Below are 22,317 nucleotides of genomic sequence, written 5' to 3' on the forward strand. Positions count from 1 at the left end.
CCCCTATATAATTTTGTAGTGAAAACACGTTTTTTCTCCCGTATGGCAAGCAGGCCCTACTTGCTTTACGACAACAACGATTGCATCTTGATCACAGTCTAAATAAAGTGATTGCACATATTGGACATTTCCCGATGTACCTCCTTTATTCCATAACGATTGTCTCGAACGGGAATAAAACCATGTTCTTTTCGTTTCCAGCGTCTTGTCATACGCTTCTTCATTCATATAAGCTAACATTAAAACTTCTTTCGTATCTTCCTCGATAACAACAGCTGGTATCAATCCTTTTGCAAAATTAGGTTTCATAACCGCACCTCAACGTTTGCTTCTCTTAATTTTCTCTTTACATCTTGTACAGTCGCTTCACCATAATGAAAGATTGATGCTGCTAATGCTGCATCAACTGTTGTCTTTTGAAATACTTCTATAATGTGATTCACATGACCACATCCCCCTGATGCGATTACTGGAACAGAAACGCTGTTTGAAATTGCTCCTGTTAAACGAAGATCATATCCGTTTTTCGTTCCATCTGCATCCATACTCGTCAACAAAATTTCTCCTGCCCCGAGCTTAACAACGTGCTTCGCCCATTCGATTGCATCCATTCCCGTATTAAGTCTTCCGCCATTTACGTATACATTCCATTTATCTTCTGCTACTTTTCTAGCATCGATTGCTACGACAATACATTGTGAGCCAAAATGCTCCGCACCTTCCTGGATTAACTTCGGATTTCTCACTGCCGCTGAGTTTATTGAAACTTTATCTGCTCCAGCTCTTAGTAAATTGTACATATCTTTAACACTTGAAATCCCCCCGCCAACTGTGAGAGGTATGAATACTTTTGAAGCAGTTTTTTCTACAACATCTATAATCGTTTTTCGCCCTTCATGCGTCGCAGTAATGTCTAAAAATACGATTTCATCTGCTCCCGCATCATTATATAATGCGGCTATTTCAACAGGATCACCGACGTCTTGTAATCCTATAAAATTCACACCCTTTACTACCCGCCCTTCTTTCACATCTAGACATGGAATAATTCGTTTTGCTAACATAGTTTTGTTACCTGTAACACTTTTTCTAAATCAATCGTTTTCTCGTAAAGCGCCTTCCCAATAATGACGCCATATATGTCCATATCATTTAATCTTTTCACATCTTGAATAGATGCGACACCTCCAGATGCAATCACACGAATACCCACGCTTTTTTGCAGTAACTCTAATTGCTCAAAATTTGGTCCTGCAAGTGTCCCATCTTTTGAAATGTCCGTAAACACAATCGTTTGAACACCTACACTTTCCATTTGCTTCGCTAAATCGATGTACGAAATTTCAGACACATCTAACCAGCCCCTCGTTGCTACGAAACCATTTTTCGCATCAATTCCAACTATGATTTGCTCCTTATATAGACGAACCGCTTCTTCTAAAAATGATTTATCGTAAAGGGCAGCCGTTCCTAATATTACTTTTTCTACACCTACTGACAACAACTTCTCCACTGCCGCGAGTGACCGAACTCCTCCTCCAATTTGCACCGGAATACGTACCGCCTTGCATATTTTTTCAATGACAGGTAAATTTACTGACTCCCCAACAATCGCTCCATCTAAATCAACAACGTGTAGTATTTTCGCTCCAAGTTTTTCAAATATGATTGCTTGTGCGACTGGATCTTCATTCATCACCGTTTCTTTACTAAACTCTCCTTGATAAAGCCTGACGCATCGTCCTTCTTTTATATCGATAGCTGGGAAGATTTCCATGCTTCTACCACCCCTTTGAAATTTTTTAACATTCGCATCCCAATTTCCCCACTTTTTTCAGGATGAAACTGTGCGCCAAATATATTTCCTTTTGCTACAAAACCAGGTACTTTCACTCCATATTCACTTGCCCCATACACAATTTCATTCGGACAATCTGCATAATAAGAGTGGACATAATATACGAAAGAACCGTCCTCTACTCCATTCCAAAGCGATATTTCTCCTTCTTTTTTTAATTCATTCCACCCCATATGTGGAATTTTATAAGGAACTTTTAACTTTCGAATAACACCTGGCAATAAATTTAATCCGTTACAATTTTGTAATTCCTCACTTTTTTCAAATAAAAGCTGCATTCCTAAGCAAATACCCAGAAGCGGTTTTCCTAAACTCCCAACTTCTTTTAGCACACATACTAAATCTTTTTCTTCTAAAACGCCCATCGCTTTCGGAAATGTGCCTACTCCTGGTAAAATAACTCCATCACTTCTCAATATTTCTTTTTTATCATCCGTTATGATGTACTCTGTTCCAATATATTTTAATGCTTGTTCCACACTACGAATATTTCCCATTCCATAATCTATAATTGCAATCAATTACAACATCCCTTTCGTTGAATTTACACCATTAATATTGGCATTTTTATCGACTGCCTCTCTAAGCGCTCGACCGAACGCTTTAAATAAAGCTTCAATTTTGTGATGTGTATTGCTTCCGTATAAAATGCGAGCATGTAACGTAATATTTGCAGCATGAGCAACTGCTCTAAAAAATTCTTCCGTTAATTCTGTGTCAAAATCCCCTAGCTTTGGATTTGTTAATTCACCTTGAAATACAATATATGAGCGCCCGCTTATATCAATCGCTACAAATCCTAAAGATTCATCCATCGGTACATACGCTGAGCCGTAACGGTTAATCCCCTCTTTATTTTGCAATGATTCTTTCAAGCAAGTTCCGAGTACAATTCCAACATCTTCAACCGTATGATGAGCATCAACGAATACATCACCTTCAGCTTCAATTTGCAAACCAAATCTTCCGTGTCTAGCAAATAAAGTTAGTATATGATCAAAAAATCCAACTCCTGTTTGCACAGAAACATTCGTACTTTCATCAAGTTGCAAACTTAATTTAATTTTTGTTTCCGTCGTCTCACGTACTTGACTAGACTCGCGCATTATTCTTCCTCCTTAAACCTAATTTGGATTGCTCTTGCGTGTGCATGTAAACCTTCTTTATTTGCAAGTTCTACAATATGATGCTGTACACTTCTTAACGCTTCTTCCGTATACGAAACGAAGCTTGATTTTTTTACGAAATCATCGACGGATAACGGAGAAAAAAATCTTGCCGTTCCACTTGTCGGTAATACGTGATTCGGCCCCGCCAAATAATCTCCGAGCGGTTCAGGTGCATATGGACCAAGAAAAATTGATCCAGCATGCTTTACATAAGCTAGAGCATTCATTGGCTCTTTTATGTGTAACTCTAAATGTTCTGGAGCGATTTCATTTGATAAATGAAACGCCTCTTCTAAAGAAGGGACAATAAAAATTGCTCCATTTCTTTTTATGGATTCACGAGCGATTTCACTTCTAGGCAACGTCTCTAGCTGCCTTTCTATTTCTCTTTCTACTTCTTTAGCAAGCTTTATATTTGTTGTAATACAAATAGCTGTTGCCCTCTCGTCATGTTCTGCCTGTGATAATAAATCAGCAGCAATATATTCGGCATTTCCTGTTTCATCTGCGATAACTACAATTTCTGATGGTCCAGCAATCATATCGATATTGACTATCCCATATACTTCTCGCTTCGCTAGCGCGACATATAAATTCCCTGGTCCAACTATTTTATCTACTTTAGGAATCGATTCCGTTCCATATGCTAGAGCAGCAATTACTTGAGCACCACCGGCCATATATATTTCATCTACACCTGCAAGACTTGCAGCAGCTAAAATATGCGGATCAATTCCTCCTTGCTTCGGCGGTGTTACCATTACAATTTTTTTCACTCCTGCGAGTTTTGCTGGCAATACATTCATTAATACTGATGAAGGATACGAAGCAGTCCCGCCCGGCACATATACACCTACATTTTCTAACGGACGAATAAGCTGCCCTCTAATTACCCCTTCACTCACGCAATCAAACATAGATTGTCTTTTTTGCTTTTCGTGATACGAGATAATATTTTTCTTCGCCTCTTTTAACGCTTCTAAAAAAGCTTGTTCTACAAACTTACTTGCTTGTTTTATTTCTTCCTCACTTACACGAAAATCTTTTGTCTCTACACCATCAAACTTTTTTGTATAGAACGATAAAGCCTCATCTTTACTCTCCCTTACGTTTTGAACAATTTCACTTACACTTCTTTGAACAGTTTCTTCTATTATATTAGCGCTTTCTCGTAGCGATTTTATTTTCGATAAAGCCTCTTGGAAATCTTCAAAAACTATCTCCATTTAAAGTCCCCCCTATTTCCCTGACAAAATTTCTTGTTCCATCATATTTATAATGCAGAATATTTCGTCTTTTTTAGTTTTCAATGCAGCCTTATTCACAATCATTCGAGTTGATATAGAGCACATTTCCTCAAATACAATTAACCCGTTTTCTTGTAATGTTTTTCCTGTTTCAACAATATCAACAATTGCATCTGCCAAACCTAGAAGTGGAGCAATCTCTACAGATCCTTCTATTTTAATAATTTCTACATCCTCCCCTTTATCATGAAAATATGTAGAAGTAATGTGCGGATATTTCGTAGCAATTCGTTTTTTTCGATAACTCTTCGGATTATACGTAGGAATAGAAGCGACACAAAATTTACACACGCCCACTCCTAAATCGACCATCTCATATATATCTTTCTCAAATTCCATTAATATATCTTTTCCAACGACTCCAATATCAGCTACGCCATGTTCTACATAAGTAGCAACATCTACCGCTTTCACTAAAATAAATGAAATGTTTGTGTTTTTACTTTTAAACACAAGTTTTCTTCCTTTATCTTTGAGCTCCGAACAATCAATTCCAATTTTTTCAAACAGTGGAATAACATGCTTTTCTAATCTTCCTTTCGTTAACGCAATTTGAATGTTACGCATGAAACCTCCCCTTCTTTCTGGATGATCCATTTCTCTCTCCATACATATTCCACTAGTGACTCACTCTTCGCCTCAACGACTGTCATTATTTTATTCTTGTTTGCAAATTGAAAAGTATCGTTTAAATTAGAGAATAAAGATAACTGGGCATTCTTCCCGTCCTTTTTAAGTAAATTTCGTAACCTTTCCGCTTCTGCTAATCTATTTAACTCATAATGAATCATAATATCTATTCTCTTTCGTTTATATGGTTCTTGCTGCTCTTGAAGTGCCTTAACTATTTGATTTACTTGCACCGCGAGCCCAACTGCTGGCATCATCTCGCCAAAATTTCCAATTAACTCATCATACCTTCCGCCACTAACGATCTCTTCTCCAATTTCATATATATACCCTTTGAAAATAACACCCGTATAATAATCCAAATGTTGAACCATACCTAAATCAATTGATATGTAAGAGCCATATCCTAACTGTTCAATTGTTTCATATATTTCTTTCACTCTCGCAATGGCCATTTTCATTTCATTACTTGAGGCGAGTTTTTCTGCTTCCTCAACAACATCTAAACTCCCGAATAACCTTGGTAGTTTCTCAAGTAACCTTACTGTTTCATCACACCGATTTAATTTCTTTTCTTCTATAAAGTGTGAGAGTGCGGCATAATTTTTACTTTCAATATACGTTCTAAGTAACTTCTCTTCTTCATCATTAATGGGGAGCTTTTTTACGATATATTTATATAACTGCACTTGCCCAATCTCAATTGTGAAAGATTGCACCTTTAATTTTTGAAGTGCTTGAATTACGCTTATCACACATTCAATTTCAGCCCTTACATTTTCAATCCCGATAATTTCAATACCACTTTGCACTATTTCATTATATTTCCCAGTAAGGGACTCATTCGCCCGAAATACATTCCCGCTATAAGTTACTTTAAGAGGAATATCCCCTCTCTGTGTTCCAATTACTCTTGCTAAAGGAATTGTCATATCTGGGCGTAAAACGATAATCCGTCCTTTTTCATCGAAAAATTTATACATCTTTTCTTCATCTATCGGCCTGTTTTGAAATGCAAAAACATCATAAAATTCAATTGTAGGTGTCCTTATTTCTTCATAACCTCTCTCTAAAAAGGTCCGTCTTAATTTTTGTTCCACTTCTTCAATTAACGTACATTCTTCGAATAAGTAATCTCTCGTTCCATTCGGATTTGCCCGTTTCCACTTTGTCATCTCATTTCACACACCTTTCCCTCTTTAATTTATGCCCATTCGATCCACCCAAACCGAAAATAAAAAGAGCCTTGTAGACAAAATACCTACAAGGCTCTTTAGTAGAGTGTAGGTACAACGGGAATAACCCTTGTGCCTACACGTTTTCACGTTAGGTTCAAGGGTTTCATGTATGATGATGTAGTTGTGTAAGCATTTTTATAGATTGCACGATATTCATAATACTTACTCCCTTTCTCCTCTGATTTTCACATAGTATATAACAGTTAATTCTGAATGTAAATACATTTTTAATATTCCGTTATTTCTTAATATAAGGCTATCTCTCTTTCATACTCTCCAATTTCTCGTTCGTATTGCATCGTAATGCTGATTTCATCTAGACCATTTAATAATTTTTCTTTCCACATTTTCTCGATTGTAAAATGAAACCTGTGCGTATTCGTAATAATTACTTCATTCTCTAAATCAACTTCCATTTGATCTCTCGCATTCGTTTTGGCAAGTTGTTCACGCATCTCTTTATCCATTACAATCGGTAACATACCATTCTTCATACAATTCATATAAAAAATATCTGCAAATCCTCCGGCGATAATAACGCGGAAACCATAATCCGCAAGCGCCCACGGAGCATGTTCTCTTGAAGAACCACATCCAAAATTATCACCTGTAATTAATATACTTGCTCCTTTTCGTTCTTGTGCATTAAGGGGGAAATTAGGATTTTCATGGCGCTCATTATCGTAACGCCACTCATCAAATAAATATTTTCCAAATCCCGTCCTTTCAATTCTCTTCAAATATTGCTTCGGGATAATTTGATCTGTATCAATGTTATCATTCATAAGTACTGCGGCAGTACCTTTATGAATATGAAATGGTTCCATCGTAACTCTCCTTTCTAATATCAACAAAATGACCATATAACGCAGCTGCTGCAGCCATAGCTGGACTTACCAAATGTGTTCGTGCTCCTTTCCCTTGCCTTCCTTCAAAATTACGATTTGACGTAGAAGCACAATGTTCTCCTTCAGGTACTTGATCTGGATTCATCCCAAGACACATTGAACATCCAGGCTCTCTCCATTCAAATCCCGCTTCTTCAAATATGCGATGTAAGCCTTTTTGCATCGCCCGCTCTCTCACACTTTTTGATCCTGGTACAACGAGTGCTCGCACACCTTCTCTTACCTTTTTCCCTTTTACAACAGATGCAGCAATTTCTAAGTCAGATAAACGTGAATTTGTACAAGAACCAATGAAGACATGCTTAACAGGAATTTCAAACGTACTTTGCCCAGGGCTCAATCCCATATATGAAAATGCTCTTTCATCATTTTCGTTATGCTTCTCTGGTAATTTTTCATCAATAGGAACACCCATACTAGGATTTGTTCCCCAAGTGACATACGGTGCTAAATCCGTAACATCTACCGAAATATGTAAATCATAAATTGCATCTGAATCTGTATAAAGCTCCGACCATTTTCCCGTAAACGTTTCATAGTCTTTCGGTGCATATTCACGCCCTTTTACATAAGAAAATGTTTTCTCATCTGGTGCAATGATGCCAGCTTTCGCTCCCCCTTCAATTGCCATATTGCAAAGTGTCATTCTCTCTTCCATACCCATATCACGAATCGTCTCTCCGTAGAATTCCATTACATGCCCCGTTCCAACCGCTACACCGTACCTTGAGAGAAGATGCAAAATAATATCCTTTGCATAAACGCCTTTCGGTAACTTTCCTTTTAATTCAATCCCCATCGCTTTCGGTTTTCGTTGCCACAACGTTTGAGTTGCTAATACATGTTCTACTTCACTCGTACCAATACCAAACGCTAAAGCACCGAAAGCACCGTGGGTTGCTGTATGGCTATCACCACATACAATCGTTTTCCCCGGTTGTGTGAGCCCAAGCTCTGGTCCTATAACGTGAACGATTCCTTGCTCTTCATCACCAATATCGGCTAATCGCACCTTAAATTGTTTACAATTGTCACGAAGTGTATCCAATTGCTGCTTCGCAATGCGATCGGTAATATTCCAAACATCTTTCGTTGGAATATTATGATCCATCGTTGCAAACGTTAATTCCGGTCTCCGAACAGTTCGATTTGCAAGCCGCAAGCCTTCAAAGGCTTGCGGTGACGTTACTTCATGAACGAGATGAAGATCGATATATAATAAATCCAATCCATTTTCATTCGTTACAACTACATGTCTTTCCCAAAGCTTATCTAGTAACCTTTTCCCCATTATCTTCCTCTCCCTACTAGTGCCTGCTCTTCCATTTCTTGAATAACTGCCCTCGTAAATGAAGTTGTCGTCTCATTCCCCCCAATATCAGCTGTACATTTCCCAGATTGAAGAACTGCAGAAATTGCCTCTTCAATCGCATACCCTTCTCTCGTTAATCCAAATGATTGCCCAAGCATCATCGCTACTGAACGCATCATCGCAATTGGATTCGCTTTATTTTTACCTGCAATATCTGGCGCTGATCCATGAATAGGCTCATATAAAGACGGCCCGTTTTCCGCATGGCTCGCTGATGGAAGCATTCCTAATGACCCTGCTAATACAGAAGCCTCGTCGCTCAAAATATCACCAAATAAATTTTCTGTTACGATAACGTCAAATCTCCTTGGGTTTCGAATTAACTCCATAGCAGCTGCATCTACTAAAATGTGCTCTAATTCAACATTAGGATAACGAAGAGCTACTTCTTCCGTAACAGCTCTCCACAATTTACTAGATTCTAAAACATTCGCTTTATCAATAGAGGTTACTTTTTTCTCTCTCTTACTCGCTAATTGAAAAGCATACGACACGATACGTTCAATTTCATGACGATGGTACGTAAGTGTATCAGTTGCCGATTCTTCCGTTCTTTCTTTCGGATAAGAGAAATAAATACCGCCTGTTAGTTCACGAACGACAACGAAGTCAATTTCATCTGCGTTTTTTAATGGCGATAAATGTGCAGTTGCGCTTTCTACTGTTACAGGACGAACGTTCGCAAATACACCAAGTCCTTTTCTTAAAGCTAATAATCCTTTCTCTGGCCTTTCTTTCGCATCATCCCACCGCGGTCCACCAACCGCTCCAAGTAAAACCGCATCACTCGCTAAACAAGCGGCAAGTGTTCGCTGTGGTAATGGTTGCCCATTTAAATCGATAGCCGCTCCGCCAAAGTACTCATCTTGTAAATGAAAGTGATGTCCATATAGCCTCTCTACCATATGCAATACTTCCTTCGCGCTTTCCATAATTTCCGGACCAACACCATCACCCGCTAAACAAACGATACGTTTTTCCAATTAAAACACTCCTTTTGTCTGAATTTTCAGAAATACACTTTGATAAGTAAGGGACGATCCCCTCACTTATCAAACAGTTACTTCACAAGAGTAATAAAAGATTTTAATTTTCCGGCCGCATGAACATACGCTCTCGCCGATGCTTCTAATACGTCTTGCGCAACACCAAAACCTGATACTTGATGAGTTCCTTCTTTTAATTCAACATGAACATGTGCAAGTGCATCTTGACCTTGCGTTATAGATTGTATGCGATAATCCGCTAAGTCACATTCTAATCCTAAAATTCTTTGAATTGCATTATAGATCGCTTCAATACTTCCAGAACCAGTTGCTGCATCTTCGTACATATTTCCTTCCTCATCTTTTAGTACAACCGTTGCACACTGTGTACTATTTGATACGAAATGTACTTGCAATTGAGTAATGCTATATTGCTGGGCCGCAAATGCTGCTTCACCAAGCATAAGCGCACGTAAATCTTCTTCTGTAATTTCTTTTTTACGGTCAGCCAAGTTTTTAAATGCTTCAAACACCACATCTCGTTCTTCTTTTGTAAACTCATAACCAAGTTCTTTCATTTTTTCAGTAAACGCATGGCGCCCGGAATGCTTTCCTAATACAAATAAATTTTGTGACTCTCCAATCAGTGATGGTTCAATAATTTCATACGTCGTTACTTCTTTTAATACACCGTCTTGATGAATCCCTGATTCGTGAGCAAAAGCATTTGCTCCAACAATCGCCTTATTTTTCGGTACAACCATACCCGTTAACCGACTTACTAACGTACTCGTCGCTTTAATTTCTTTTAATATCATAGAGGATTCTGCTTCATAGAAATCTTTTCTAATATGGAGAGCAACCGCGACTTCTTCTAGCGCCGCATTCCCCGCTCTTTCTCCAATTCCATTAATCGTTCCTTCTACTTGTAACGCTCCGCCTTCAACCGCAGCTAACGAATTCGCTACTGCCATCCCAAGATCATCGTGACAATGACAAGAGAAAATTGCTTTTTCATAAGAAGGAACGGATTCTTGTAAGTATTTAAAAAGAGAATAGTATTCTTCAGGATTCGTATATCCAACTGTATCAGGAATATTGATTACATTCGCTCCTGCGCGAATCGCGACTTCTACTGCTTCAGCTAAAAATGCTCTCGATGTTCTTGTTGCATCTTCTGCTGAAAATTGAACTGTTGGAAATAGTGATTTCCCGAGCGTAACCGAGCGATGAATGCTATCTAATACATCTTCTTTTGACATACAAAGCTTATATTTCATATGAATGTCACTCGTAGCTAAAAATACGTGTAATCGAGGAGAGACAGCACCTTTCACTGCGTCATATGCTCTTCGAATATCGCTTTCCTTTGCTCTAGCTAAACTCATAACCGTAGCATTTTGAATGGTATTTGCGATACGTTTTACCGATTGAAAATCACCTTCAGAAGCTGCTGCGAATCCAGCTTCCATTACATTAATACCAAGTCTCTCTAGTTGCCTCGCAATCTGTAATTTCTCTTGTTCATTTAAATTAACTCCTGGTGATTGTTCGCCATCACGAAGCGTCGTATCCATGAACAAAATTTGCTTCATATTATTTAATCCCTGCCTTTACTCGCGGCTGTACAAACGGCATCATTTCACGTAATTTACGTCCAACTACTTCAATTTCGTGTTCATTTTCTTTCTCATTTGTCGCCTGGAAATTTGGTTTTCCTGCTTTATGCTCTGCAATCCAGCCTCTTGCAAATGTACCATCTTGAATTTCTGCTAGCACTGCACCCATCGCTTTCTTCGTATCTTCCGTTACAACGCGTGGTCCTGATACGAAGTCGCCCCACTGCGCTGTATCTGAAACTGAATATCTCATATTTTCAAGTCCGCCTTCATACATAAGGTCAACGATTAGTTTTAGTTCATGTAAACATTCAAAATATGCAACTTCCGGTTGATAACCAGCATCAACTAACGTTTCAAACCCAGCTTTTACTAGTGCAGTCACTCCGCCGCAAAGTACAGCTTGCTCTCCAAATAAATCTGTTTCTGTTTCTTCTTTAAACGTTGTTTCTAATACACCTGCTCTCGTCGCCCCAATTCCATCTGCATATGAAAGTGCCTTTTCAGTCGCAACTCCTGTTGCATCTTGATATACTGCAAATAATGCAGGAACAGCTCCCCCTTCCGCAAACGTACGACGTACTAGATGTCCTGGACCTTTCGGTGCTACTAGAAATACATCTACATTAGCTGGCGGTTTTACTTGATCAAAGTGAACATTAAATCCATGCGCGAAAACGAGAGAATTGCCGCCTTGTAAGTTTGGTGCAATTTCAGCTTCATATACTTCCGGCTGTAATTCATCAGGTAGTAGAATCATTACTACATCTGCTTTTTCTGCTGCTTCCGCTACTGTATATACAGAAAAACCGTCTTCTTTCGCCTTATCCCATGACTTCCCTTTCCTCAGTCCTACTACCACATCAAATCCGTTATCACGTAAGTTTTGCGCATGCGCATGGCCTTGCGATCCATATCCGATGATTGCTACTTTCTTTTCCTTTAATACATTTACCGTTACGTCTTTTTCATAATAAACTTTCGCCATTTTCATTTCCTCCTATTTTTTAAATAATTATTGAATTAACATAACTTGTTTATCTTGTTTTTTCATACTACGTGTAAATGCTGTTACACCTGTTCTAGCAATTTCTTTCAAACCATATGGACGAAGTAATTCAATTAACGCTTCTACTTTCTCCTGGGTACCTGTTACTTGCACCACTATGGAATCCTTCCCAACGTCTATTACAGCGGCTCGGAACGGTTCAATTAAACTATATAATTCTGCTCTTGCTACAGACGTTGCTACTTTAATAAGTGCAAGTTCTCTAGCAATCATCGCTTCTTCTGTAATATCTGATACTTTCAGTACATCGATTTGCTTATGAAGTTGTTTAATTAACTGCTCAACTTGCTGTTCATTTTCAACGTGTACAACAATCGTCATTCTCGAAATATTCGATGATTCCGTATGACCTACTGAAATACTTTCAATATTAAAATGTCTACGTGTCATAACACCTGTAATTCGATTTAACACACCGCTTTGATTTCGAACTGTCGCTGTTACAATTCTCTTCACCTTTTCTCCACTCCCTCCATTTGATGAACGCCTTTTCCTGGGGCAACCATCGGCATTACCTTTTCGGATTGAAGTACGCGGCAATCAATTACAACAGGCTCTCTTAACTCAATTGCATACTGTAATTGTTGCTTTGCAAGAAGTGGGTCTTCAATACGAACACCTTTTATGCCATAAGCATTGGCAAGCGCAACAAAATCTGGTTGGCATGAAAGTAAGGAGTGCGAATATCGCCCATTATAAAATTCCTCTTGCCATTGTCTTACCATCCCTAAAGCTTCATTATTTAAAATAAAAACTTTAACTGGTAAAGAATGCTCTTTTAACACACTTAGTTCTTGCAAGGTCATTTGAAATCCAGCATCACCGACAATTGCAATAACTAGTTCTTCAGGCTTTGCGATTTGTGCACCTATTGCTGCTGGAAACCCGAAGCCCATTGTTCCCAACCCCCCAGAGGTTACCCATCTATCTGGGTTTTTCAGCGGATAATATTGAGCTGCCCACATTTGATGTTGCCCAACATCTGTCGTTACAATCGCTTCTCCTTTCGTAATTTCGTATAGCATATCAATTGCATATTGAGGTTTAATACGCTCTGCATGTTCTTTGTAAGAAAGAGGGTATTTTTCTTTTCTACTATTCAATAACGAAAGCCAATCATTGTGATGTACTTCCCCTTCTTTAAAAGTAAGTAGAGCCTCTAATGCTTGCTTTGCACTCGCAACAATAGGGATTTCAGTCGGCACATTTTTCCCAATTTCCGCTGGATCAATATCTATATGTGCGACAATCGCTTCTTTAGCAAAATAAGCTAAATTCCCAGTAAGACGATCATCAAACCTTGCACCTATATTAATAAGTAAGTCACATTCATATAACGCCATATTTGCGGTGTATGAACCGTGCATTCCTCCCATCCCTAGAAATAGTTCATCATCTGGTGGAAACCCACCAAGACCAAGTAATGTATGAACAACTGGAATATGATATTTGCGAGCAAAACTTGTTAATTCTTTCGATGCTTTCGCATGCAATACACCTGCTCCAGCTAAAATTAATGGCTTTTTTGAGACCTCAATCGCTTGTAATAATTTGTTTATTTGTAGTAGATTCGGTTCATAATTAGGCTGGTATCCTGGTAAATCCATTTGTACGTCGCTACATCGCTCACCTTGCTCTACTACCATATCTTTCGGAAGGTCAATTACGACTGGGCCCGGTCTTCCTGTTCTAGCGATATGAAATGCTTCTTTAATAATTCGGGGTAAATCCGATGCTTTTCGCACTTGATAATTATGTTTTGTCACCGGCATCGTAAGTCCCATAATATCTGCTTCTTGAAAAGCATCACTTCCGATTAACGTTGTTGCTACTTGCCCTGTAAATACAACAAGTGGCAATGAATCAATCATCGCGTCAGCTAGACCAGTAATAACATTTGTAGCACCCGGTCCACTTGTTGCAATTACCACTCCTGGATTTCCTGTAATTCTTGCATATCCTTCAGCAGCATGAATTGCACCTTGCTCATGCCTCGTTAAAATATGCGGAATTTCACAATCATAAAGCGCATCATATAGAGGTAAAACCGCACCACCTGGATAACCAAAAATCACCTCTACTCCTTCCTTTTCTAGCGCTTCTAACAATAGCTGTGCACCAGTTGCCAGTTTCTCTTCCGTTTTTGAAGACATTTTTCTTATAAGCCCCCTTTTTTAAAACATTTATAAAATAAAAAAATCCTACGTCCACACTCCAGCTATGTGCTGAAGGGACGAAAGATTTCGCGGTACCACCCTTCTTTGCAAGATTACTCTTGCCTCAGTGACTCGGGATATGAGTCTAGCTAATAACGGAGCTACCGTCTAAGCCTAAACAAACGTTTCAGCTTAGCACTCAAGGGTGATGTTCGTCGACGTGAACCATCGGTTTCCAGCAACCACCGACTCTCTGTGAGGCTTCACAGTCAACTACTCCTCCCTATCAACGCTTTATCATGTCATAAGAGCTATTATCCAACTTTATTTTCTTCGTAAATTTTCTCTCCATCTTCTACAACTAATTTACGGAATTCTTCTAATAAACGATTCGTATGTGGCCCTGTTCTACCTAAACCAATCGTTCTTCCATCTACTGTCGTAACAGCAATTACTTCAGCAGCTGTTCCTGTTAAAAACACTTCATCAGCTACATATACATCATGCCTTGTAAATAATTCTTCTCTTACGTCATATCCAAGTTTTTCGCCGATTTCTAAAATCGCGTTTCGTGTAATACCTTCTAACGCTCCAGCAGAACTTGGTGGTGTAATTAATTTATTTCCCTTCACAATAAATACATTATCTCCAGAGCCTTCAGCTACATATCCTTGGTCATTTAACATAAGTGCTTCTTGTACTCCAGCTAATTTCGCCTCAATGCGAACTAAAATATTATTTAAGTAATTTAAAGATTTTACTTGAGGCGATAAAATATCCGGGCGATTGCGACGCGTTGCAACTGTTATAATCGGAATCCCTTTTTCATAATATTCTTGTGGAAATAAAGATAATTGCTCTGCAATTACTACTACATTTGGTTTCGTACAAGAATCGGGATCTAATCCCAAGTTCCCAGGTCCTCTTGATACAACGAGGCGGATATATCCATTAGATAGTTTGTTTTGTCGAATCGTTTCAACAACGATTTTCGTTGCTTCTTCTAACGTATATGGAATCTCTAACATGATGGATTTCGCTGATTCATATAACCGGACAAGATGCTCTCTCAAACGGAAAACATTACCGCTATATACCCTAATTCCTTCGAACACTCCATCGCCATATAAATAGCCATGATCATATACTGAAACCTTTGCTTCGTCTTTTGGAACAAATTCTCCATTTAAGAAAATCCACTGCTCGTTCACTTGAAAGCGCCCCCTATGTTCTATGAGTTTTTTATTGTTTCCTAGTCTACTCTCCTTTTCAAATAAATCAAGTGAATTTTTAGAAAATTTTTAATTTTTAATCGTACGTACATCTTCGTTTATATTGATTTAATAACATTGTTAACGTTTACAAAAAGTCAAAAAAATTTTTTCGTCAAATTCTACTAAAAAAATATTTGTTTAAAAGAAGGGTTTTCGCCAATTGATACGAATCTATTGTATTCAATAAACGGACGTCCGATTTTATAAATCCGGGAATATACAACGACTTTTGGTGAAAAAGGGGGAAAATAACAAAAATAACGCTGTCTAAAAATAACATTCATATTTTTCATTTAGTAATCATAATCCTATTTTTAAAAAACAATTTGTCAAATTGAAGGAGGAAATAACAATGGCGTGTGTACAAATTAAAGGAACGAGACAAGAGGTAGTAGAAATGCTACAACTATTTGATCTAATGGATACGAAAGGATTTTGTAAATTCGATAATTACGTTGAAGTAGAACCAAATAGTAGGAAACATAACAACTACACAGCTTCAATCGATATTCAGTCTAATAACAGTTCAGCACAAGATACATTAAATGATCAATTCGTTAGTCAAATGCTTACTGGTGTATATAACGACTAAACAAATATTCTCTTCCTACCATCTTTTCATAAATATATGCTATGGACTTGGGCATACTAGCAACTAGATGGTAGGAGGTGAAAATTATGGCTAGAATTGGTGTTGAGAACTCTTTAACAGATGTTCAACAAGCTCTTCAGCAACAAGGACATGAAGTCGTTTCACTTAACTCTGAAAATGATGCACATGGGTGTGATTGTTGCGTTGTAACCGGACAAGATTCTAATATGATGGGCATTGCAGATACATCGATAAAAGGATCTGTAATTAAAGCACATGGTTTAACAACAGATGAAATTTGTCAGCAAGTTGAAAACCGCACTTAATCATTTTTATCACATTATTTGTGAGCTAACATGTAAAGGGAATAGAATGGTCCCACTGATTATAGTTTCAATTTATTTATAGAAAGAGGGCTCCTTTTCAAAAGGAGCCCTCTTTTTTATATTCACCTAACGGGAAAGTAACATATACTGGATGAAAGCCCTACCTCTCTCTCATCATTACGGTTCCACTGACCGCTCCTTGATTCACTAGTATACATATAAAGCTTACATATACAATTTATAGGGTTTGTTCACAAAAGTTGTTGGTAAGACTACCCGATCTTTCGCAAACTTTTCGTATTATATTCATAAGATTTATTTACTTTACACTAGCTTTAACCGAGACACGAATTAAAATTTTAACACCAACACAATAACTTGTCAACATTTTTTACAAATTAAAAACAGACATTAACGGTTTGTCTGTTTTAGAATGGAGCTTTTTCTTTTATTACATATACAACAAAACCGCTTACTAACATACATAAGCCAACTACTAAGTTTTTGATATTAATCATAAATTCCTCTCCCTTATTCCACACATCATATATATTTACAGTTCAATTATTCCGATCGTCATAAAGCGCACTTTTTCTAATATATCATAATTCCTAAAAAATGCAAGTTCACTTTTGGCGACCATTCACAAATTTATCCACAGTGCTTGGCACAGTATTTAACGCTTTTTCAATTAAATGTGTACTACTATTGAGATGCAACACTTGCACACCGTTAGAACCAACTACTAAAAAAGCAACTGGGCTAATAGAAACCCCAGCCCCGCTTCCGCCTCCGAATGGATGACTTTGCTTGTTCTCTTTATACTGCCCTTGTCCGCCGTTATGTTTTTCGGAAATAAAATCACCTTTAAAGTCACTTCCACCAGCTCCAAAACCAAAAGCCACTTGAGATACTGTTAATACTACATTTCCGTCAGCTGTTGAAACCGGACTTCCAACAATCGTATTTACATCTACCATCTCTTTTAAATTTGTCATTGCTGTTTTCATTAAATTTTCAATTGGATGTTCCATTATGTACTACACCCTTTCCTCATTATTCTTTTTTATACTTTCCAAAATAGAGGAAGTCATACTAAGTTTTCCTATTTTGAAAAAACATTTTCCACTTTCCAATTGGATATTACTCCCTGTACAAGTTCGGATAAAGTGAAACTTTAATCAGTGGAGGTTTTGTTCATCCCCCACTGATTATTAGCCCACACCAATCGGGCGTTTACGAGCCGCAGGGCTCCAGCCAAATTTTGAGGTGGGAGTCTTACTGCTCGCAAATAGCGGGATAAAAACAGTAAAGAGAAACATACTACTATTGAACCTTGTTATGAAAGGAGTCCTTACTTTGACTGAGAAATTTGATGAATATAAAAAAAGAGATCGAATAGATAGTGATTATAAAGAAGAATACGCAGCTGAAGTTGCACCACAACGTATCGATTATGATGATAAAGATAACGATGATGTAAGATCGTCTGCAGCTGGATCGACTGCTGGTTTCATTGCTCTTGCCTTAGCAATATTATCATTATTCACATTCCCAACACTATTTGGTCTTGTGTCTGTTCTACTTGGTATTTACGCTTATAATCGCGGGGCTACTGTAACTGGTGGTACCGCTGCCATTGTGGGTGGTATCGCTGCACTCATTGCGATTTTATTCCGAGTGGCGCTTATTGGTTTATTGTTCTCTCTTTTTTAAAAAGAAAAAGGTATCTCGCTTTATGCGGGATACCTTATCCTGTAAATACATCTTCTGATGGATATTTAATTTTTTGTTTTGCTGGTCGTGCCAAAGAGAAAACAAGTGTTAACGGTCCGATTAATCCACAAAACATAACAAACATAATAATACATTTTCCAAACGCCGATAGCTTCGCAGTAATCCCCATTGTTAACCCTACTGTACCAAACGCTGAAATTGTCTCAAATAATAACTGAATAAAACTAAAGTCTTCTGTAAGCATTAATACAAATACCGCTGTAAAAATAAGTATTTGACTAGCAACGACAATTGCTAACGCTCTCGTTACTGTCGACATTTTAATCGTACGCTGAAATAAAACAAAATCCTCTTTCTTTCTAAAGAAAGAAAGAACTGATGTAATTAAAATAACGAATGTCGTTAACTTAATTCCACCGCCTGTCGATACACTTCCCGCACCAATAAACATTAATACCATTGTAAATAGTATCGATGACTCTTCCATCCCCCCATAATCTACCGTGTTAAAACCAGCTGTACGAGGTGTAATTCCTTGGAAGAACGAAGCCCATAATTTTTCATTTAAAGATAAGTGCCCCAAAGTCTTCACATTATTATATTCCAATACAAAAATCACAATCATCGCAATAACATTAAGTGCTATCGTTCCAACAATCATAATTTTGGAGTGCAGTGATAATTTTCGGAAACTACGGCTATACCATATATCAATTAATACCGTAAAACCTAACCCTCCTATTATAATTAAAGAACAAATCCCAATATTAATAATAGGATCTCCTACATATCTTGTTAAATTATCTGGCCAAAGCGCAAAGCCGGCATTATTATATGACGCAATAACGTGAAAAATACTATAGTATAAACCTTTTCCAAAACCAAACTCTGGAATAAAGCGAATCGATAAAAAGATAACTCCAATTAGCTCAATACAAATAGAAAAAATAAAAACACGTTTTACTAATTTCACAAGACCACCAATATTTGTTTGATTAAATGCTTCTCCAATTAATAATCGGTGGCGTAAACCAATTTTTTTCCCTAATACCCAAACAATTAAAATGGCTATCGTCATAAGACCGAGACCACCCGTTTGAATTAAAAACATAATAACAATTTCACCAAACATCGTAAACGTACTCGCAGTATCTACAACACCTAAACCAGTTACAGTCGCCGCCGACGTAGCTGTAAAGAAAGCATCTACCCAACTAATATGTACTTTCGTTGCAAACGGTAACTTTAATAACAATCCTCCGACCACAATTAAACAAAAAAAGCCTAATGCTAAAATTTGTGGTGGATTCAATCGTATAAAACGATTATACAACCCTTGTTTTTTTGCTACTTCCATATCACTAACTCCCTTTATCAAGTGAAGCTTTTATCCCCTCATAAATAAAGACTCTTTAAGAGCCTACAAGTAGCGGGATAAACCTTATATTCTCATAATATAGTTGAGCATAATCCTTTTTTTCATAGATTTCAACTTTTATTTATATTCAGACTCCTATGGTTTTACAAAAGAATATTTTCTATTATATCTCCACTTATACTATAACTCTTACAACAACTATTTTATCCCTTTTCAAATTCCCATATCTTTCACTCCAAGTTCACACGAGGGTCACACCTACCTTTTATAGTATATGTATCGGAGCTGTTCCTCCCTAATTTATAAGACATTCCCCAGTGTCTTGAACAGCTTTCCATCCCTAATTAAATTGACATAAATTGTCCCCTTCCCTAGGCCATCCTATATGTGATGGTCTTATTTTTTTATTCTTTCTATCTTTTATTTGAAACTCCCTCTCTCTTTCACTCCATGTTCACACGAGGATCACATCCACCTTTTATAGTATATGTATCGAAGCTGTTCCTCCCTAATTTATAAGACATTCCCCAGTGTCTTTGAATAGCTTCCATCCCTAATTAAATTGACATAAATTGTCCCCTTCCCTTGACCATCCTATATGTGATGGTCTTATTTTTTTATTCTCTCTTTCTTCTTACTTAAAACTCCCTCTCTCTTTCACTCTATGTTCACATCTATCTTTTATATTGTATGTATCGGAGCTGTTCCTCCCTAATTTATAAGACATTCCCCAGTGTCTTTGAACAGCTTTCCATCCCTAATTAAATTGACATAAATTGTCCCCTTCCCTTGACCATCCTATATGTGATGGTCTTATTTTTTTATTCTCTCTTTCTTCTTACTTAAAACTCCCTCTCTCTTTCACTCTATGTTCACATCTAGACCACATCCACCTTTTATAGTATATGTATCGGAGCTGTTCCTCCCTAATTTATAAGACATTCCCCAGTGTCTTTGAATAGCTTCCATCCCTAATTAAATTGACATAAATTGTCCCCTTCCCTAGGCCATCATGTGATGGTCTATTTTTTTTCCAAACACATAACTTAACTCTCTTCGCTTATTTCAACAAAATTGGTCTATCTATATGCAAATAGATATTTTTATACAAAATATTCAGAAAATATTGTCAAAATAGGTATTTTTTCGGTACAATTAATTTAGAAAGCAATTTTACAAAAACAAGGAGGGATTTTATTGAAACAAACAAAAGCAATCTTAATTGCATTATTTCTCGGTCTAGTCGTTGGACTCACTTTAAATTTAGCTGCTCCATCCATTTTCGAGCCATTAAATCAATATGTGTTCAATCCACTTGGTCAATTGTTTATTCGACTCATTAAAATGCTAGTTGTTCCTGTTGTATTCATTTCTATCGTACTTGGGGCTGCTGGTCTTGGAGATCCGAAACAACTTGGAAGAATTGGTTTAAAATCAATTTCATTCTTTCTCGTAACAACAGCTGTCGCTATCTCTATTGCAGTTACATTTGCACTTATTATAAAACCAGGGGCTGGCGGTAATTTTAAAACAGAAGGGCTTAAGTATGAAGGTGCAAAAACTGAAACATCTTTCGTTGATACATTGCTGAATATTGTGCCAGATAATCCAGCAAAAGCGATGGCTGATGGGAACATGCTACAAATTATTGCCTTTGCCGCATTGATCGGACTCGGTTTAGCTATTTTAGGAAAACGAGTTCAAGGTGTCCATTCATTACTTGAACAGGGCAACGAATTAATGATGTATCTTGTTAATCTCGTCATGAAATTAGCTCCAATCGGAACATTCGGGTTGCTCGCTTCATCCGTTGGTAAAATGGGGCTTGCAGGCGTCGCTGCGATGTTCAAGTATATGATTGTCGTTATGTTGGTACTCATTATTCACGGTGTCTTCGTATACGGCGGCTTATTAAAGGTACTAGCCAAAGAAAGTATTATTCGTTTCTTTAAACATTTCGGTCCGGTAATGGCAATTGGGTTTAGTACATCTAGCTCTAATGCGTCCCTTCCATTTGCCATGAAAACCGCCCAAGAAAAACTTGGAGTTCCAAAAGCGATAAGCTCTTTTGTACAACCACTAGGTGCAACGATTAATATGGATGGTACCGCTATTATGCAAGGGGTAGCAACTGTATTTATCGCTCAAGTATACGGCGTTGAACTTACATTACCACAATTAGCTATGGTCGTATTAACTGCTGTACTAGCTAGTATCGGTACTGCAGGTGTACCAGGTGTTGGACTAGTGATGCTTACGATGGTTTTAAATCAAGTAAATCTACCAGTAGAAGGCATTGCTTTAATTATCGGTATTGACCGCATTCTAGATATGTCTAGAACTGCTGTAAACATTTCCGGTGATGCAATTTGTGCAATGATTGTTGCAAAATCAGAAGAAAAATATAATACGGATCAATCTGCAGCATCTTAAATCAAAAAAGGAGTGAATCATTTCACTCCTTTTTTGATTTACTTCCTTTTTTCGAACGATATTCTTTTCCTTTATTATCATTTCCCGTTTCAAATTCAGTACTAAACTCCTGCTGGAATTGCCCTGATTTTGGTGAACCTTGATTTCCACTTCCTTGACTACCATTACGATTCGTCATATTTCCGCCTCCTTCCTTTATTAGTAGTATGGCGCTCTATCTTTTTTCATACACATTTTATTTTTTATCATCTATTACACACAGAAG

At 37.6% G+C, this 22,317-nt stretch carries 24 protein-coding genes and 1 other annotated feature; of the genes, 4 read left to right on the forward strand and 20 right to left on the reverse strand.

The annotated features are described in order from the left end of the window. Window positions 1-3: 3 nt before the first annotated feature. The 16 genes from hisI to ilvE form a co-directional block, all read right to left on the reverse strand. Complete coding sequence (gene hisI, locus AC1DKZ_RS06195) at window positions 4-309, reverse strand: phosphoribosyl-AMP cyclohydrolase (RefSeq protein ID WP_002086731.1); 306 nt, start codon at window positions 307-309, stop codon at window positions 4-6. Beyond that, on the reverse strand, window positions 306-1,064 hold the full coding sequence (gene hisF, locus AC1DKZ_RS06200) for an imidazole glycerol phosphate synthase subunit HisF (RefSeq protein ID WP_476995802.1): 759 nt from the start codon (window positions 1,062-1,064) through the stop codon (window positions 306-308). The genes hisI and hisF overlap by 4 nt, the downstream gene beginning before the upstream one ends. Next, complete coding sequence (hisA, locus tag AC1DKZ_RS06205) at window positions 1,058-1,777, reverse strand: 1-(5-phosphoribosyl)-5-[(5-phosphoribosylamino)methylideneamino]imidazole-4-carboxamide isomerase (RefSeq protein ID WP_476995803.1); 720 nt, start codon at window positions 1,775-1,777, stop codon at window positions 1,058-1,060. Before hisA ends, hisF begins: the two co-directional genes overlap by 7 nt. Continuing rightward, window positions 1,750-2,379: an imidazole glycerol phosphate synthase subunit HisH gene (hisH, locus tag AC1DKZ_RS06210; protein WP_002011707.1), complete on the reverse strand. Its 630-nt coding sequence runs from the start codon at window positions 2,377-2,379 to the stop codon at window positions 1,750-1,752. Before hisH ends, hisA begins: the two co-directional genes overlap by 28 nt. Then, complete coding sequence (gene hisB / locus AC1DKZ_RS06215) at window positions 2,380-2,964, reverse strand: imidazoleglycerol-phosphate dehydratase HisB (RefSeq protein ID WP_476995804.1); 585 nt, start codon at window positions 2,962-2,964, stop codon at window positions 2,380-2,382. Beyond that, entirely contained in the window at window positions 2,964-4,253 is a 1,290-nt protein-coding gene (hisD, locus tag AC1DKZ_RS06220; RefSeq protein ID WP_002126285.1) for a histidinol dehydrogenase, read from the reverse strand. Before hisD ends, hisB begins: the two co-directional genes overlap by 1 nt. Before the next feature lie 12 nt (window positions 4,254-4,265). Then, the gene (hisG, locus tag AC1DKZ_RS06225; protein ID WP_476995805.1) at window positions 4,266-4,901 is read right to left on the reverse strand and encodes an ATP phosphoribosyltransferase; all 636 of its coding nucleotides are present in this window, start codon (window positions 4,899-4,901) and stop codon (window positions 4,266-4,268) included. Then, entirely contained in the window at window positions 4,877-6,139 is a 1,263-nt protein-coding gene (locus AC1DKZ_RS06230; RefSeq protein ID WP_476995806.1) for an ATP phosphoribosyltransferase regulatory subunit, read from the reverse strand. The genes hisG and AC1DKZ_RS06230 overlap by 25 nt, the downstream gene beginning before the upstream one ends. 308 nt (window positions 6,140-6,447) lie before the next feature. Further along, entirely contained in the window at window positions 6,448-7,029 is a 582-nt protein-coding gene (leuD, locus tag AC1DKZ_RS06235; RefSeq protein ID WP_113937007.1) for a 3-isopropylmalate dehydratase small subunit, read from the reverse strand. Then, complete coding sequence (gene leuC / locus AC1DKZ_RS06240) at window positions 7,007-8,401, reverse strand: 3-isopropylmalate dehydratase large subunit (protein ID WP_476995807.1); 1,395 nt, start codon at window positions 8,399-8,401, stop codon at window positions 7,007-7,009. The genes leuD and leuC overlap by 23 nt, the downstream gene beginning before the upstream one ends. Further along, window positions 8,401-9,465 (reverse strand): 3-isopropylmalate dehydrogenase, encoded by a 1,065-nt coding sequence (gene leuB / locus AC1DKZ_RS06245; RefSeq protein ID WP_002011718.1) that lies wholly within the window; start codon window positions 9,463-9,465, stop codon window positions 8,401-8,403. The genes leuC and leuB overlap by 1 nt, the downstream gene beginning before the upstream one ends. Before the next feature lie 77 nt (window positions 9,466-9,542). Further along, window positions 9,543-11,063, reverse strand: coding sequence for a 2-isopropylmalate synthase (gene leuA / locus AC1DKZ_RS06250; RefSeq protein ID WP_476995808.1), 1,521 nt, complete (start codon window positions 11,061-11,063; stop codon window positions 9,543-9,545). A gap of 1 nt (window position 11,064) precedes the next feature. Beyond that, on the reverse strand, window positions 11,065-12,081 hold the full coding sequence (gene ilvC, locus AC1DKZ_RS06255; protein WP_476995809.1) for a ketol-acid reductoisomerase: 1,017 nt from the start codon (window positions 12,079-12,081) through the stop codon (window positions 11,065-11,067). Between the two features lie 21 nt (window positions 12,082-12,102). After that, complete coding sequence (gene ilvN, locus AC1DKZ_RS06260; protein ID WP_269481053.1) at window positions 12,103-12,612, reverse strand: acetolactate synthase small subunit; 510 nt, start codon at window positions 12,610-12,612, stop codon at window positions 12,103-12,105. Next, window positions 12,609-14,309, reverse strand: a complete 1,701-nt coding sequence (gene ilvB / locus AC1DKZ_RS06265) for an acetolactate synthase large subunit (RefSeq protein WP_016093002.1) — start codon at window positions 14,307-14,309, stop codon at window positions 12,609-12,611. The genes ilvN and ilvB overlap by 4 nt, the downstream gene beginning before the upstream one ends. A 73-nt stretch (window positions 14,310-14,382) precedes the next feature. After that, window positions 14,383-14,611, reverse strand: a binding site (T-box leader). 15 nt (window positions 14,612-14,626) lie between these two features. Continuing rightward, complete coding sequence (gene ilvE / locus AC1DKZ_RS06270) at window positions 14,627-15,523, reverse strand: branched-chain-amino-acid transaminase (protein WP_476995810.1); 897 nt, start codon at window positions 15,521-15,523, stop codon at window positions 14,627-14,629. 415 nt (window positions 15,524-15,938) lie between these two features. Here ilvE and AC1DKZ_RS06275 point away from each other — a divergent pair, with 415 nt between their 5' ends. Both AC1DKZ_RS06275 and AC1DKZ_RS06280 read left to right on the forward strand, forming a co-directional pair. Next, window positions 15,939-16,178 carry a DUF3911 family protein gene (locus AC1DKZ_RS06275; protein WP_002011724.1) on the forward strand — a complete coding sequence of 80 codons (240 nt, stop codon included), beginning with the start codon at window positions 15,939-15,941 and terminating at the stop codon, window positions 16,176-16,178. Window positions 16,179-16,264: 86 nt separating this feature from the next. Further along, on the forward strand, window positions 16,265-16,504 hold the full coding sequence (locus AC1DKZ_RS06280) for a YkuS family protein (RefSeq protein ID WP_002011725.1): 240 nt from the start codon (window positions 16,265-16,267) through the stop codon (window positions 16,502-16,504). A 428-nt stretch (window positions 16,505-16,932) separates the two neighbouring features. On the opposite strand, the gene AC1DKZ_RS06285 is transcribed toward AC1DKZ_RS06280, so the two are convergent. Further along, a complete protein-coding gene (locus AC1DKZ_RS06285; protein ID WP_000608225.1) occupies window positions 16,933-17,022 on the reverse strand; it encodes a hypothetical protein in 90 nt (29 codons plus the stop codon). A gap of 108 nt (window positions 17,023-17,130) precedes the next feature. Further along, on the reverse strand, window positions 17,131-17,538 hold the full coding sequence (gene ytfJ, locus AC1DKZ_RS06290) for a GerW family sporulation protein (RefSeq protein ID WP_476995811.1): 408 nt from the start codon (window positions 17,536-17,538) through the stop codon (window positions 17,131-17,133). 307 nt (window positions 17,539-17,845) lie between these two features. On the opposite strand from ytfJ, the gene AC1DKZ_RS06295 reads away from it, so the two are divergent. Further along, window positions 17,846-18,220: a hypothetical protein gene (locus AC1DKZ_RS06295; RefSeq protein WP_002011728.1), complete on the forward strand. Its 375-nt coding sequence runs from the start codon at window positions 17,846-17,848 to the stop codon at window positions 18,218-18,220. 34 nt (window positions 18,221-18,254) lie between these two features. Here the strand turns inward: AC1DKZ_RS06295 and AC1DKZ_RS06300 are convergent, their stop codons facing one another. Next, a complete protein-coding gene (locus AC1DKZ_RS06300; protein WP_002011730.1) occupies window positions 18,255-19,598 on the reverse strand; it encodes a TrkH family potassium uptake protein in 1,344 nt (447 codons plus the stop codon). A gap of 1,218 nt (window positions 19,599-20,816) precedes the next feature. On the opposite strand from AC1DKZ_RS06300, the gene AC1DKZ_RS06305 reads away from it, so the two are divergent. Continuing rightward, a complete protein-coding gene (locus tag AC1DKZ_RS06305; RefSeq protein WP_476995812.1) occupies window positions 20,817-22,052 on the forward strand; it encodes a dicarboxylate/amino acid:cation symporter in 1,236 nt (411 codons plus the stop codon). A gap of 22 nt (window positions 22,053-22,074) precedes the next feature. Here the strand turns inward: AC1DKZ_RS06305 and AC1DKZ_RS06310 are convergent, their stop codons facing one another. Further along, window positions 22,075-22,230 carry a hypothetical protein gene (locus tag AC1DKZ_RS06310; RefSeq protein ID WP_002011733.1) on the reverse strand — a complete coding sequence of 52 codons (156 nt, stop codon included), beginning with the start codon at window positions 22,228-22,230 and terminating at the stop codon, window positions 22,075-22,077. Between the last annotated feature and the right edge of the window lie 87 nt (window positions 22,231-22,317).

It is taken from the genome of Bacillus sp. 05T21 (assembly GCF_056396785.1).

Bases quoted from the DNA above. Each gene is read 5' to 3' on its own strand.
- hisI (WP_002086731.1), bottom strand. From the start codon at position 309: ATGAAACCTAATTTTGCAAAAGGATTGATACCAGCTGTTGTTATCGAG.
- hisF (WP_476995802.1), bottom strand. From the start codon at position 1,064: ATGTTAGCAAAACGAATTATTCCATGTCTAGATGTGAAAGAAGGGCGG.
- hisA (WP_476995803.1), bottom strand. From the start codon at position 1,777: ATGGAAATCTTCCCAGCTATCGATATAAAAGAAGGACGATGCGTCAGG.
- hisB (WP_476995804.1), bottom strand. From the start codon at position 2,964: ATGCGCGAGTCTAGTCAAGTACGTGAGACGACGGAAACAAAAATTAAA.
- hisD (WP_002126285.1), bottom strand. From the start codon at position 4,253: ATGGAGATAGTTTTTGAAGATTTCCAAGAGGCTTTATCGAAAATAAAA.
- hisG (WP_476995805.1), bottom strand. From the start codon at position 4,901: ATGCGTAACATTCAAATTGCGTTAACGAAAGGAAGATTAGAAAAGCAT.
- AC1DKZ_RS06230 (WP_476995806.1), bottom strand. From the start codon at position 6,139: ATGACAAAGTGGAAACGGGCAAATCCGAATGGAACGAGAGATTACTTA.
- leuD (WP_113937007.1), bottom strand. From the start codon at position 7,029: ATGGAACCATTTCATATTCATAAAGGTACTGCCGCAGTACTTATGAAT.
- leuC (WP_476995807.1), bottom strand. From the start codon at position 8,401: ATGGGGAAAAGGTTACTAGATAAGCTTTGGGAAAGACATGTAGTTGTA.
- leuA (WP_476995808.1), bottom strand. From the start codon at position 11,063: ATGAAGCAAATTTTGTTCATGGATACGACGCTTCGTGATGGCGAACAA.
- ilvC (WP_476995809.1), bottom strand. From the start codon at position 12,081: ATGAAAATGGCGAAAGTTTATTATGAAAAAGACGTAACGGTAAATGTA.
- ilvB (WP_016093002.1), bottom strand. From the start codon at position 14,309: ATGTCTTCAAAAACGGAAGAGAAACTGGCAACTGGTGCACAGCTATTG.
- AC1DKZ_RS06275 (WP_002011724.1), top strand. From the start codon at position 15,939: ATGGCGTGTGTACAAATTAAAGGAACGAGACAAGAGGTAGTAGAAATG.
- AC1DKZ_RS06280 (WP_002011725.1), top strand. From the start codon at position 16,265: ATGGCTAGAATTGGTGTTGAGAACTCTTTAACAGATGTTCAACAAGCT.
- AC1DKZ_RS06285 (WP_000608225.1), bottom strand. From the start codon at position 17,022: ATGATTAATATCAAAAACTTAGTAGTTGGCTTATGTATGTTAGTAAGC.
- ytfJ (WP_476995811.1), bottom strand. From the start codon at position 17,538: ATGGAACATCCAATTGAAAATTTAATGAAAACAGCAATGACAAATTTA.
- AC1DKZ_RS06295 (WP_002011728.1), top strand. From the start codon at position 17,846: ATGAAAGGAGTCCTTACTTTGACTGAGAAATTTGATGAATATAAAAAA.
- AC1DKZ_RS06300 (WP_002011730.1), bottom strand. From the start codon at position 19,598: ATGGAAGTAGCAAAAAAACAAGGGTTGTATAATCGTTTTATACGATTG.
- AC1DKZ_RS06310 (WP_002011733.1), bottom strand. From the start codon at position 22,230: ATGACGAATCGTAATGGTAGTCAAGGAAGTGGAAATCAAGGTTCACCA.